This window comes from Humidesulfovibrio mexicanus (assembly GCF_900188225.1).
GTDB lineage: Bacteria > Desulfobacterota > Desulfovibrionia > Desulfovibrionales > Desulfovibrionaceae > Humidesulfovibrio > Humidesulfovibrio mexicanus.
Map to the genome: position 1 here is coordinate 329,404 of NZ_FZOC01000002.1, position 12,829 is coordinate 342,232.

The window sequence follows — 12,829 nt, forward strand, 5'->3', positions numbered from 1 at the left end:
GAGGAGCATTCCCCCCATCATCGAGCGCGAAGCGGGGCCCTTGTGAGGGTGCGCTGCCACGGCGCGCGGGGCTCCGTTCCGGTCTCAGGGCCGGAACATCTGCGCTACGGCGGCGACACCTCATGTCTGGAGGTCCGCTCCAGCCGAGGCGATCTCCTCATCCTGGACGCGGGCACGGGCATCCGGTTGCTGGGCTGCGAACTTTTGGGCCATGAGCCCTTCGACCTGACGATCCTGTTCAGCCATTACCATTGGGACCACATCCAGGGCCTGCCGTTTTTCAAGCCCCTGTACGACCCCCGGGTCACCCTGCGCCTGGGCGGCTGCCGCGATGCGCGCGGCGAACTGACCCGCGTGCTCTCACGGGCGCTTCGCCCGCCGTTGTTCCCTGTGCCCTTCGAAAAGGTTCCCGCCAGGATCGAGGTCGCGCCTTTCGAGAACGAGTCCCTGCGCGTCGGCGCGTTGTCCGTGCGGCGCATCGCCACGTCGCACCCCAACCGCGGGGCGGGCTTCCGCATCGAGGAGAACGGGCGGAGCCTCGTTTATTTGACGGACAACGAGCTTTCTCTCCGGCACAGGGGAGGGCTTTCCTTCGCCGACTACGCCGCGTTTTGCCGCGGGGCCGATCTGCTCATCCACGATGCGGAGTATACGCCCGAGGAGTATCCCCATCGCCGGGGCTGGGGGCATTCGCATTTCATGGAGGTCGCGGCCCTGGCCCGAGAGGCCAAAGTGGGGCGGTTGGGCCTGTTCCACCACAACCAGGAGCGCACGGACCAGGCGCTGGACCAGATTGTGGAACGTTGCCGGGCGCTGTTCGACCGGCCCGGCGATCCCGCGTGCGAGGCACTGGGGCAGGGCTGGGCGGCGGACATCCCTGCGTGAAGGCGGATTGCGCGCGGTCCTTGCGGGCCGGGCGTCCAAGGGGGTGCGGCACTTGATTTATCCCCCCATACGTGCCACACCAACACCTGCCGCGCAAGGCGGCCTTGAAAGAACCCGGAGACAAGGGGGGACAATGCGCGCGCTCATTGTGGATGACGATTTCTACAGCCGCATCGTGCTGCACGACATGCTCCGGGCCGTGGCGGAGTGCCACATCGCCGTCAATGGCGAAGAGGCCGTCGGGGCTTTCAAGAAGGCGCTTGAGGATGGCCGCGGTTATGATCTCGTGTGCATGGACCTTGTCATGCCCGAGATGGACGGCCAGCAGGCCCTGCGGGAGATGCGCGCCCTGGAGGATGATCTGGGCGTGGCCGCCGCCGAACGCTGCGTTGTGTTCGTCGTCAGCATGGTGGAGGACAACCGCGAGACCAACGAGGCTTTTTTTCTTGGCGGCGCGGACAGCTTCCTGGTCAAACCCATCGAGGAGGCCCGGCTTTTGGCCGAGCTTCGGGAGCATCGGCTGCTGGACTGACGCCCCGCGCCGTTCCGCCATTGTTTGATAATCACGCGATAGTCGGCTAGAAAATGCCGCGTCGGGCGGGTGTTGCCGCCCGTCAGGATGGTGCATGAGTCAGATTCTTGGAATCAAGTTCAGTGATCACGGTCCGGTATGCTACTTCGCCTCCGGCGAGCACGAACTGGGCGTGGGCCAGCACGTGCTGGTGGAGACGGACCAGGGCCAGGCCCTGGGGCGCGTGGCCACGGTGAGCGTATCGCCGGTTTCCTCCTTGTGCGGCGCCTCGGAGCAGGACGCGGCCGCCCCGGCCCCGGCCCCTTTCGAGGTCAGCCTGGGCGTTGCGGAGTGGGAAGGCCAGCCGTGCGAGGCGGCGGTCCTTGACGCCCCCTGCGCCGCAAGGCCGGAAGGCGCGGTCTGCTTGTCCGAGGCCTCGGCCTTTGACGGCGAAGGCGCTCCGGCGCCATCTCCTGTGGCCCTTTTCGCCAGCGACCAGGCCCCGGCCCAGCCCGTGCCCCGCACGTCGCAGGGACTGGAGCGCATTCTCCGTCCGGCCACCGAGGCGGACCTGGACATACAGGGAGAAAACCGCCGCTTGGCGCGCCGGGCCTTCAGCTTTTGCCGGGGCTGCATCAGCTCCCAGAACCTGGACATGAAGCTGGTGGACGTGGAGGTGCTGCACGACCGCAGCAAGATGATTTTCTTCTTTACCGCGCCCAGCCGCATCGACTTCCGCGAGCTTATCAAGAGTCTTGTGCGGGAGTTCCACACTCGCATCGAACTCCGGCAGATCGGCGTGCGTCACGAAACGCAGATGATCGGGGCCATAGGCAACTGCGGGCAGGTCTGCTGCTGTCGCCGTTTTTTGCGCAAGTTCGCGCCCGTCACCATAAAAATGGCCAAGGAACAGAACCTGTTCCTGAATCCGGCCAAGATATCGGGCATCTGCGGACGCCTCTTGTGCTGCCTGAGCTACGAGCAGAAGGGTTACGAGGAATTCCACAAGCAGTGCCCCAAAATCGGCAAGCGTGTGCAGACGCCGCTGGGCTCGGTCAAGGTGCTTCGGGCCAATTTCTTCAAGAAGTCCATTTCCGTTTGGGTGGAGGACGCGGGAGAACGCGAGTTCACCCTTGAGGAGTGGCGCGAGATGCTCGCTCGCCAGCCGGCCGACGCGGCGGTGGAAGCGAAGGCGGAGCCCAAGGGCGCTGCAAGGGGCGAGCCCAGGGCGGAGACCGCTTCCGATGGCGCTGGGCGCGCTCCGGCGGGAAGACCGGGCCGCACGACCGGGCGCGTGTCTACAGGCAGGCCCGCGCGCACCGAACGGCCGCCCCGCATCGACAAGGATGACCGGCCGCCCAAGGCCGAGGCCGCCCAGGACGCAGGCGCGGGACCTCGCGCCGAGGCGGCGGAAGGCGAGGCCCGCGAGCGCTCCAGGCCGCGTCGCAAGCGCCGCAAGAGCAAAAGCGGTCCCAAGCCGCAGCAGTAAACGGCCTCGACTTGGCGGGCACTTTTCCGCGGCGGCACCGCGCCGCAACAGCCGGACGGACGCAAGAATGCCTCCGTCCGGCAAACGCATTGAAGGAGTAGCGACTTGAGCCGCTTTTTCGTCACCACCCCCATATTCTACGTCAACGCCAAACCCCACCTGGGGCACGCCTTCACCACCATCCTTGCCGATTCCGTGAGCCGCTTCCATGCGCTCATGGGCGAGGAGTCCTATTTCCTCACCGGCACGGACGAGCACGGCGACAAGATCGCCAAGGCCTCCGAGGCGGCAGGGCAGTCGCCCAAGGAGTACGCCGACCAGGTCAGCGCGCTTTTCCGTGGTCTGGCGCCCATTGTCGGGGCCAAGCCCAACCAGTTCATCCGCACCACGGACCCGGACCACGTGAAGTGCGTGCAGAAGGTGCTGCAAAAGGTCTACGAGTCCGGAGACATCTATTTTGGCGAGTATGGCGGGCACTACTGCTTTGGCTGCGAGCGTTTCTACACCGAGAAGGAGCTTGTGGACGGCATGTGCCCGGACCACAAGACCAGGCCCGAGTATATTGCGGAGAAGAACTATTTCTTCCGCATGTCCAAGTACCAGGGGTGGCTCATCGACCACATCAATGAGCATCCGGAATTCATCCGGCCCGCGCGCTACCGCAACGAGGTCTTGAGCCTGCTGGAGTCCGGCGCGTTGGAGGACCTGTGCATCTCGCGCCCCAAGAGCCGTCTCACTTGGGGCATTGAGCTGCCCTTTGACCCGGATTTCGTCTGCTACGTGTGGTTCGATGCGCTTTTGAACTACGTGAGCGCCCTGAATTATCCGCGCGGCGAGAAGTTCAAGAAGTTCTGGCCCGCCGCAAACCATATTGTGGCCAAAGATATTTTGAAGCCCCATGCCATATTCTGGCCCACCATGCTCAAGGCCGCTGGCATCGCGCCCTACCAGTCCCTCAACGTGCATGGCTATTGGCTTGTGCGCGACACCAAAATGTCCAAGTCCTTGGGCAACGTGGTGGAGCCCCAGCGCATGGTGGAAACCTACGGGGCGTCCGCCTTCCGCTACTTCCTCATGCGCGAGATGGCCTTTGGGTCCGACGCGTCCTTCACCGAGGAGGCCCTTGTGGGCAGACTCAACGCCGACCTGGCCAACGACCTGGGCAATCTGTTCAACCGCGCGCTGGCCATGACGCACAAGTACTTCGGCGGCACGGTGCCCACCCCGGCCGAGGAGTACCAGGAGGACGCGGAGCTCAAGCGCCTGGGCTTCGAGGCCATGCAGGGCTTTCAGGAAAACTTCGGCGAATTCCGCACCGCCCGCGCCCTGGAGTCCCTTTGGGAGCTCGTGCGCGCCCTCAACAAGTACATCGACCAGACCGCGCCCTGGACACTGTTCAAGAACAAGCAGATGGCCCGCCTGGGCACCGTGCTGTATGTCGTGCTGGAGCACATGCGCAAGGTGGCCGTGCATTTGTGGCCGGTGATGCCCGAGGCCAGCTGCAAAATGCTCGAACAACTCGGAATGCCCTTTGACCAGGAAAAGGTGATGCTCCCCAAGGAGCCGGAAGTGTGGGGCATTTTGGAAAGCGGCGTGGCCGTTGCCGAAACCTCGAACCTGTTCCCCAGGCTTGAAATGCCTGAACCCGCTCCGCCAGCGCCGTTGGAGCCGTCCGCCACGGAACCCAAAAAGGCCAGGGCGGAAAAGGCCGCAAAGCAGCCCGCCGCGCCCGCCGGTCCAGTGGGCCCGGCTGACTCCATCGAATTCGCGGATTTCCAGAAGCTGGACCTGCGCGTGGGCACTGTGCTCTCTGCCGAAAAGCACCCCGATGCGGACAAGCTGCTGGTGGTCAAGGTGGCCCTGGGCGAGCCGGAGCCGCGCCAAGTCGTGGCCGGCCTGGCCGACCGCTTCAGTCCGGAGGAGCTTGTGGGCAAGCAGGTGGTGGTGGTGGCCAACCTCGCCCCGCGCAAGCTGCGCGGCGTCCAGAGCCAGGGCATGATCCTGGTGGCCAAGGACGCCGAGGTCACCCGTCTGCTTACCGCCTCCGGCCTGGTGGACGACGGCGGCAAGGTGGCCTAGTCCGCATACGTTCCAAGGAGCCGGGGGGCCCCGCTTTTCGGCTCCGGATACGGCTCGTGGGACCGTACACGAGAACGCCCTCTCTTTTTCCCTCGTGCCGGGTTCGGGGGCGGCCAGCCCCCGGCCGCCGGAGGCTTTCCCTTCCTTTCACCTGAGGCTAGGGATTCATGGCCCAGGACTCTTCCCGCCGGGCCAGAAACACGGCGTAGCCGGGCTCCAGGTGCCGTGTGGAGAAGAGGTACACCGCGCCGGAGGCGGTGTTAACGGAGCGGATGTCTCCGTACTCCGGGGCTGCGTCCATGGCGGCCAAGGCGCGGGCCACGTCCCCTGGCGCAAGGTTGAATGGCGGTCCCTCGAAAAGCTCCACCGGGACCGGACGCGGATAGTCGCGGGAGTTGGCCCGGATCTCCTCGGCCAGGAGCAGCAGCGGCGAATCCTGTCGGTCCAGGATGTCGGCGTAGGTGCGGCTGAGCAGCTGCGGGGCATGGTAGAGGGGTTTGCCTGCGCGGCTCTGCAACGCAGCCAGATCGGGATGCGCGGCCAGCAGGCCCGGCAGCAGTGCGCGGGCGTCCTCAACGAAGGCAGCGTCCGCCTCGGCGAAATGGCCTTCGGCCTCCAAGGCCTCCAGCACCTCTCCGCAGTCCAGCAGGCGCAGTGTGCCGCTGGCGGCGCGTACCGCCTCCGCAGCCGCCTCGCCCAGCCGGTCGGCGTCCTCGGGGGTCATTCCCCGCTCTCCTTGGCAAGGCCCTTGTCCGCCAGGGCCTTCCCCACAGCCTTCAGGCCAAGCCGGGAATAGGTGGCGAGTGTCGGCGCGCCGGTGGCCGTGTCCCAGCCCATGAGCTCGTAGAACATGTCCATGGCCAGGCCCATGTCGGCCTCGTCCATGCGGATGGTGCCCTTGCTGAAGGGCTCCGCGCCATTGTGATCCTCGTACACCCAGCGGGGGACATGGTCGTGGGCGGAGCGCATGTCCGCGGTGCCCATGTCTCGGATGGTCAGGGCGCGGTGCAGGGTGAACACGCGCTCTCCGGCCAGGTCCAGCCCCTCGCGGTCAAGGTGGCGCCCCGTGGCCAGGCTGAAGAAGCGGGACTCCAGGCTGTTGTCGCCCCTGTAGCCGCGCTCCTTCAGTGGCGAGGCCACCCACGGCCCCATCCAGTTGCACAGGCCGAGGCAGTCGTGCAGCTCCTTGCGGATGAGCGCCCATTTGGCGCGCTGCGCCTTGTATGGATTCATGCGGGTGTAGTGCCCCGGGGCGTCCATGGAGTCCGGCGAGCCCCACAGCTCCCCGGCCAGACGCTTCTGCTCGTGCACGGGCAGGCCGTTGCGCACGAAGTTGGTATGCGAATGGCACTGGGCATCGCGGTTGTACTGGGTGTTGATGATCACCCCGCATTGGCCATCGTCCTCGTTGGCGTGGTGCTTGGGGTGCCCCATCTTCCAGTACGTGGTGGCATGGTCCGCCTCCCAGGCGGATTCCGGAACCCCCCAGTGGTCGAAGGGGCCGCCGCAGCCCTGGCCAAGCACATGCCCCAGTTCGCCGCGGCGTTCGCCGATGCGCGGAATCAGGTCCAGCAGAAAAGCGGGATCCCCCGCGTGCCACTTGTCCCAGGGCAGGGAGGCGTACTCTTTCGAGCCGAGTTTGGCCGCAAGCACGCCGTCCCTGGCGAGCTTGATGAAGTCGCGCTGGAGCTGGCCATAGTTGCTCCAGATGCCCATGTCATCGGCCATGTCCATGCCGATCATGCAGGCTTCGAAAGCGGCCTCGCCCTTGGGGCCGCCTGGCAGGCTGGGGAAGAAGCGGCGGCCGAAGTTGAGGGCGATGCAGGTGCCCTGGGCGATTTCGTTCAGGCCGTATTTGGCGGCCACGGTCGGCGCCTTGAGGGTGGTGTGGCAGCGGATGGGGCAGGCGGTGCAGCCGTTGCCGCGAACCGTGTGCTTCCAGGCCTGTTCGCCCAGGAAGAAGGCCGCGCTGTTGGTGCGGTAGGAAATGCGGTTCATGCTGCGGATGCTGCCCGTGATCTCCACCGGGGGCCGGGCCGCGCCCCAGCGTTTGCCCGGCTTGCCCACCCAGCGGGAGCCTGGATTGTAGTACTCGGACTCCGGCGAGGGGAAGGCCGGCACCACGTGCTGGTTGTTGGCCCCCAGGATGGACAGGTGGAACTTCACCAGTTGCTCCCATTGTTCCTTGTCTCCGGCGATGCGCAGCGCGCCCGAGCCCTGGACCCCGATGGCCTTGAGATTCTTGGCGCCCATGACGCCACCGACCCCTCCCGCGGAATGGGACAGGGAATTGACCACGGTGGCCAGGGGCGCGAGCCGTTCCCCGGCCTGGCCGATGGCGGCGACGCAGCAATCCGCGCCCATTTCCTGGCTGATCTCCAGGGTGGTGCGGCGGATGCCGCAGCCCCAAAGGTGCGCGGCGTCTCGCAGCTCCACCTGCGTGTCGCGGATGAACAGCCACACGGGGTGATCGGCCTTGCCGTTCACGATGATCGCATCGTAGCCGGCGTATTTGAGCTTTGCCGCGAACTGCCCGCCCATGTGGCCGGAACCCACCAGGGCCTTGGGCCAGCAGGAGGGAAAGATGGTGGTGATGGCGGTGCGGCCGTTGCAAGGCACACTCGTTCCGGCCAGAACGCCCGTGGCGAAGACGAGCGCGTTTGCGGCATCGAAGGGTCCGGTGCCCGCGGGCACTTCCTCCCACAGCACCTGATAGCCAAGACCCGTGCCGCCCAGCATCTCGCCGTAGCGCTCCACCGTGTCCTGGGTGCTGATTGTTCCAGTGGACAGGTCCACGCGCAGCACCTTGCCCGCAAAGCCTCCCGGGGTCGCCTTCATGCTGATCTCCTAGCGGTGTGTGGGGTTCTTGGCGGCGGGCGCGTGGTTGCCGACGCGGGCCTTGGCCTTGGCGGTCGGCCTTGCGGCCTGGGGCCCTGCGGTTGGTGGCGCTTCGCCGGTGATGTCGCGCCAGGGCGCGAAGCGCAACGCCCCGGATGGACAGGCTTCCACGCATTTGGGTTTGCCATTGCAGAGAAAGCACTTGGAGGCCTTCTGCCGTTCCTCATTGAAGCTCATCATGTCCCAGGGGCAGGCCTGCTGGCACAGGCGGCAGCCCACGCACCTCTCTGTGTCCACCACGCGCGCCCCGGTTCTCGGATCTGACACGATGGCGTTCTCAGGGCAGGCCGTGGCGCAGGGAACGGGATGCGGGCATTGCCGACACACGCCCTGGACCACGAGGCCATCGCCCCAAGTCCCGTGCATGTCGGGCCCGCCTGTGGGCCCCGCAGGCCCGAAGTTCAGGGATCGGGTGATCTTGATGCGCGCGAGCGAGGGTTGGGCGAGGCCTTCGTTGAACTCGGTGCAGGCCAGCTCGCAACGCTGGCAGCCCACGCAGCGCGAGGGGTCGGCCAGAATCATGCCTGTGGCGTTGTCCAGAACCACCAGCGGCGGATTGGCCGCAAAGGCCTCGCACAGCCCCAGTGCGGCAAGGCTGGACACCGCGCAGGCCGAGAACACAAGAAAGCCGCGTCGCGACAGGGCGTCGTCCAGGCCTGTGGACTTGGCGGCCAGTTCGATCACGTCAGGGGGCTTTCCAGGCGACATGGGGCCTCACGTCCGCAGGGACAGGCTGAAATGCAGGAAGTGCGATGCTTGAGCTATATGCGGAGGTTTCTGGGGCGTCAATCCGGGGCTGGCGTGGCGTGAAATTTTTGGCCGCCGCAGCCAGCCTTTCAGGAGCGCGAGATTCCCCAGGGAGGCGGTTCAGCCACGGCGCAGCAGGGCCACATATTCCTGGTTGCCCTTGGGGCCGAGCAAGGCGGAGGGGACCACGCCGCTGACGCCGAGGCCGAGTTCCTGGCGGCAGAACGCCAGGACTGCATCCACGGCCTCCCGTCTGTCCGTCTCGCTGCGCACTACGCCCTTGTCCGTGCGCCCGGCCGGCAGCTCGAACTGGGGCTTGATGAGCACGGCCAGCTCGCAGCAGGGCTTCATGAGCGCCATGCAGCCGGGCAGAATGGCCGTGAGCGAGATGAAGGACAGGTCGGCGGTGAGCACGTCGAAGAGTTCCGGAAAGGGCGATCCCGGACCTACGGGCGGCGGGGTGCGCAGGTTCATGCGTTCCACCACCACCACGCGGGGGTCGCTGCGGAGCTTCCAGTGCAACTGGCCGTAGCCGACATCGGCGGCGTAGACGCGCGCCGCGCCGTGCTGCAGCAGGCAGTCGGTGAATCCGCCGGTGGAGGCTCCGGCGTCCAGGCACACCTTGCCGGAAGGGTCGAAGCCGAGCGTTTCGATGGCGGTAAGCAGCTTGTAGCCGCCCCGGCTGGCGAAGCGGTCCTGCCCGCGCAACACGAACTCGGTATCCGCAGGAAGTTGCTGCCCGGGCGAGGCCACAGGCAGCTTTTCCCCGTTCTTGAGGTAGTGCGCGGCTCCGGCCATGACAAGGCGCATGGCGGCGTCCTGGCTTTCGGCCAACCCCTGCTCGAACAGAAGCAGGTCGGCCCGCGCCTTGGGGGCCTTGGGGGCCATGCTATTTCCTGGCCAGCCCCAGGCGCTCCACCACGTTCTGCGCGGCCTTGGCCACGTAGTCCGGCGCGGCCAGGGCGTCCTTTTCGGCCTGGGTGATGACGAGCTTGGGCCTGTTGGCCAGTTCGGGGCGGGGCGTCACGCCGAATTCCGCCGGGAAGCTGTTCTCGAAGTACATGTCCTGGAAGCCGATGAACTTCAGGTGATGCGCCGTGGCGTCGAGCACGAGGGTCTCCTGGGCGCTGACAAGCCCCAGTTCCTTTGCGCGGCGGGCCCCGGCGAGGCATTCTCCGCCCTGGGTGCAGGCGATGTGCCCGTGCCGGTTGGCCTCAATCATGGAGTCCATGATCTGCTGCTCGGTGACCTGGACCACCTGGAAGGCGTTCTCGCCGCCAATGGCCTCGTAGCGCTCGGCGAAGTGCTTCACGCGGGGGAAGCTCACCGGGTTGCCGATCATTGCGGCCTGGGCCACGCTGGGGGTGACGGCCACGGGCTGGAACTGGCGGGAGCCAGCGTCGGCCGCGTAGTACCGATACACGGGATCGGCATGGTGCGACTGCACGCCGAACACGCGGGGCAAGGCGTCGATGACGCCCAGCTCATGCAGCTTGAGAAAGCCGCCCATGATGGCCGTGATGTTGCCCGCGTTGCCGATGGGCACGAACACGCACAGTCCGTCCATGTTCCAATCGTACCACTGGGCCACCTCGAAGGCGTAGGACTCCTGGCCAAGGATGCGCCAGGCGTTTTTGGAGTTGAGCAGGGCCACGCGGTAGTTGTCGGCGAGGAACTCCACCACCTTCATGCAGTCGTCGAACACGCCGGGCACCTCAAGCACCACCGCGCCGCTGCCAAGGGGCTGGGCCAGCTGCTGCGGCGTCACCTTTCCGGCGGGCAGAATGACGGCGCTCTTGACCGCGCCGCCCAGGTAGGAGGCGTACAGGGATGCCGCGGCGCTGGTGTCGCCGGTGCTGGCGCAAATGGCCAGCACGTCGGTCCAGCCCTTGCGGCGGATGAGCGACTTCAGGAAGCTGAAGGCGCAGGCCATGCCACGGTCCTTGAAGCTGGCGCTGGGGTTCTGGCCGTCGTTCTTGTACGCGGTCTTAAGGCCCAGTTCCTGGCGCAGGGCAGGGGGGGAGTCCACGATGGGCGTGTTGCCTTCGCCCAGGTAGAGAATGTCATCTTCTTCCAGCACCGGGGCCATCAGCTCGTAGAACCGAAACACGCCGCGCAGGGCGGGGTTCTTGCTGGCGGCGCGGGCGTCGAAAAGGGCGCGCCACTGTGCGCCGCTGGTCTTTTTGAGGGTGTCGAAGGTGGTGTCCGTCAGCAGGAACACGCCGCCGCAGGTGGGGCAGGTGTAGTGCAGTTCGTCGATGCCGAAGCGCGCGCCGCAGCCCAGACAGACGTATTCCATGCGGCCGCGATAGGAAGGGAAGGTGTTGGCGGACATGTATGCTCCTTGAATATGTGTGCCGCCTTACGCGGCCTGGCTGGTGAAACGGGCGACGCTCATGACGATGATGACGGCGCCGACTGCGGCCTTGCCCACAAGGCCCAGGCTGCGGCCCCAGAAGGATCCCCAGGCCGCCTGCGCCGCCTGCGCGTGCGATTCCCGGCGCAGGCGCTCCACTGCGAAGCAGCCGAGCCACGCGCCGACGAGCGCCCCGGCGATGGCGCCCAGGCCCAGGCCAAAGGGCGCGCCTAGGATCGCCCCGGCTATGGAGCCCACGACGCCCCCGAAATTGCCAGCGCCGCTGGCGCCGCCGCGCTTGCCGCCTATTATCTGCGCCACGAACTCGATGCCCTCGCCCAGCAGGGCGAGCAGGCTCATCATGCCCACGAAGGACCAGGTGATGCGGCCTTCCGGACCGAAAGCGGCCAGCAGGGCCAGCACGCCGAGCATGAGCCAGTTGCCCGGCAGGGACAGCAAATTGAGCCAGAGCAGAGCGAAGAGGACCAGCCCCAGGGCCAGTCCGGCCACGGCGTCCAGCATCGGCCTACTGCTTGGCGCGAAGGTCCACCACGCGCACGGCCTTGCCCTCGCCCTTGGGGATGGAGTCGTGCTGCACCAACTCCACGCGCGGGGTGACAAGGATCTCGTCGCGCAGGCGCGCGGCGATTTTCTTCTGCAAGCCGGTGAGCGCGCGCATGTCCTCCACGAAGAATTCGTCCTTGATCTCGACCTTTACGCGCAGTTGGTCCATCTCGCCCTCCTTGAAGAGCTCGATGAGGTAGTTCTGCGCCACCTCGGGCATACTCATGAGCGCCTGCTCGATCTGCATGGGGTAGATGTTGCACCCCTTGATGATGAGCATGTCGTCGGCGCGGCCGGTAATGCGGTCGATACGGCGGTGGGTGCGGCCGCAGGCGCACGCGCCGGGTATGAAGCGGGTGAGGTCGCGGGTGCGGTAGCGCAGAATGGGCATTCCATCGCGGCAAAGCGTGGTCATGACCAGCTCGCCCATTTCGCCTTCGGCTGCGGGTTCGCCGGTCTCGGGGTTGATGATCTCCGCGATGTAGGCGTCCTCCCACACGTGCATTCCGGCCTGCTTCTCGCACTCGAAGGCCACGCCGGGTCCGTTCATCTCGGTCATGCCGTAGGAGTTGAAGGCCTTGAGCCCCAGCAGGTCCTGAATGCGCTGGCGGGCCTCCTCGGTGTGCGGCTCCGCGCCGATGAGCGCGATGCGCCAGTTGAGGCTCCGCGGGTCGACGCCTTCTTCCTTGAGGAAGCTGGCGAAGTGCAGCGCGTAGGAAGGGATGATGTGCACGCCGCTGACGTGGAAGTCGCGCAGGAGCTTGAGCTGCCGCTTGGAGTTGCCCGCGCCGGCCGGAACGGTCAACAGCCCCAGGCGTTCCGCTCCGTAGTGGATGCCAAGCCCGCCCGTGAACAGGCCGTAGCCGCTCATGTTCTGGAACACGTCGCCTTTCCTCAGGCCCACGGCGTACATGCAGCGCGCCACCAGGCCCGCCCAGGAATCCAGGTCGTTTTGGGTGTAGAAGATGGCCGTGGGCGTGCCTGTGGTGCCGCTTGAGGCGTGCAGACGCACATAGTGGTCCATGGGCTGGCAGAGGAGCCCATAGGGATAGTTGGCGCGCAGGTCGTCCTTGGTGGTGAAGGGCAGCTTGCGGATGTCGGCAGGCGAGTTGAAATCGTCCGGGGTGAGGCCCAGCGCGCCCAGGCGGCCGGAATAGAACGGGGAGCGCAGGCAGGTGGCGATGGTGCGTTTCAGGCGTTCGGTCTGCAACTTCTCAAGCGATTCGCGGGCCAGGCCCTCTGCGGCTTCGTAGTACATCTCCCCCCCTGGTGAAGCGTTCGGTTTGGTCGAAACAAGGCG

The 12,829-nt window shown here is 66.3% G+C and carries 11 protein-coding genes; 4 read left to right on the plus strand and 7 right to left on the minus strand.

The genetic code is table 11. The features are described 5' to 3' along the window. Window positions 1-42: 42 nt before the first annotated feature. From CHB73_RS05245 to metG, 4 genes are all read left to right on the plus strand, one after another. Complete coding sequence (locus CHB73_RS05245) at window positions 43-885, plus strand: MBL fold metallo-hydrolase (RefSeq protein ID WP_179216908.1); 843 nt, start codon at window positions 43-45, stop codon at window positions 883-885. 133 nt (window positions 886-1,018) lie between these two features. After that, window positions 1,019-1,417: a response regulator gene (locus tag CHB73_RS05250; RefSeq protein WP_089272821.1), complete on the plus strand. Its 399-nt coding sequence runs from the start codon at window positions 1,019-1,021 to the stop codon at window positions 1,415-1,417. 94 nt (window positions 1,418-1,511) lie between these two features. Continuing rightward, window positions 1,512-2,885 (plus strand): PSP1 domain-containing protein, encoded by a 1,374-nt coding sequence (ricT, locus tag CHB73_RS05255; RefSeq protein ID WP_089272823.1) that lies wholly within the window; start codon window positions 1,512-1,514, stop codon window positions 2,883-2,885. Window positions 2,886-2,990: 105 nt separating this feature from the next. After that, complete coding sequence (gene metG, locus CHB73_RS05260) at window positions 2,991-4,964, plus strand: methionine--tRNA ligase (RefSeq protein ID WP_089272825.1); 1,974 nt, start codon at window positions 2,991-2,993, stop codon at window positions 4,962-4,964. A 157-nt stretch (window positions 4,965-5,121) separates the two neighbouring features. On the opposite strand, the gene CHB73_RS05265 is transcribed toward metG, so the two are convergent. The 7 genes from CHB73_RS05265 to CHB73_RS05295 all read right to left on the minus strand — a co-directional run bounded on the left by CHB73_RS05265 (window position 5,122) and on the right by CHB73_RS05295 (window position 12,787). Beyond that, window positions 5,122-5,688, minus strand: a complete 567-nt coding sequence (locus CHB73_RS05265) for a hypothetical protein (RefSeq protein WP_089272826.1) — start codon at window positions 5,686-5,688, stop codon at window positions 5,122-5,124. Further along, on the minus strand, window positions 5,685-7,802 hold the full coding sequence (locus CHB73_RS05270; RefSeq protein WP_089272829.1) for an aldehyde ferredoxin oxidoreductase: 2,118 nt from the start codon (window positions 7,800-7,802) through the stop codon (window positions 5,685-5,687). The genes CHB73_RS05265 and CHB73_RS05270 overlap by 4 nt, the downstream gene beginning before the upstream one ends. Window positions 7,803-7,811: 9 nt before the next feature. Then, window positions 7,812-8,570 carry a 4Fe-4S dicluster domain-containing protein gene (locus tag CHB73_RS05275; protein ID WP_089272831.1) on the minus strand — a complete coding sequence of 253 codons (759 nt, stop codon included), beginning with the start codon at window positions 8,568-8,570 and terminating at the stop codon, window positions 7,812-7,814. A 159-nt stretch (window positions 8,571-8,729) separates the two neighbouring features. Beyond that, window positions 8,730-9,497, minus strand: a complete 768-nt coding sequence (locus tag CHB73_RS05280) for a TlyA family RNA methyltransferase (protein ID WP_089272833.1) — start codon at window positions 9,495-9,497, stop codon at window positions 8,730-8,732. Between the two features lies 1 nt (window position 9,498). Further along, window positions 9,499-10,944, minus strand: a complete 1,446-nt coding sequence (gene thrC / locus CHB73_RS05285; RefSeq protein ID WP_089272835.1) for a threonine synthase — start codon at window positions 10,942-10,944, stop codon at window positions 9,499-9,501. Window positions 10,945-10,971: 27 nt separating this feature from the next. Further along, complete coding sequence (locus tag CHB73_RS05290; protein ID WP_089272837.1) at window positions 10,972-11,487, minus strand: DUF456 domain-containing protein; 516 nt, start codon at window positions 11,485-11,487, stop codon at window positions 10,972-10,974. Window positions 11,488-11,491: 4 nt separating this feature from the next. Continuing rightward, entirely contained in the window at window positions 11,492-12,787 is a 1,296-nt protein-coding gene (locus CHB73_RS05295) for a phenylacetate--CoA ligase family protein (RefSeq protein ID WP_089272839.1), read from the minus strand. Between the last annotated feature and the right edge of the window lie 42 nt (window positions 12,788-12,829).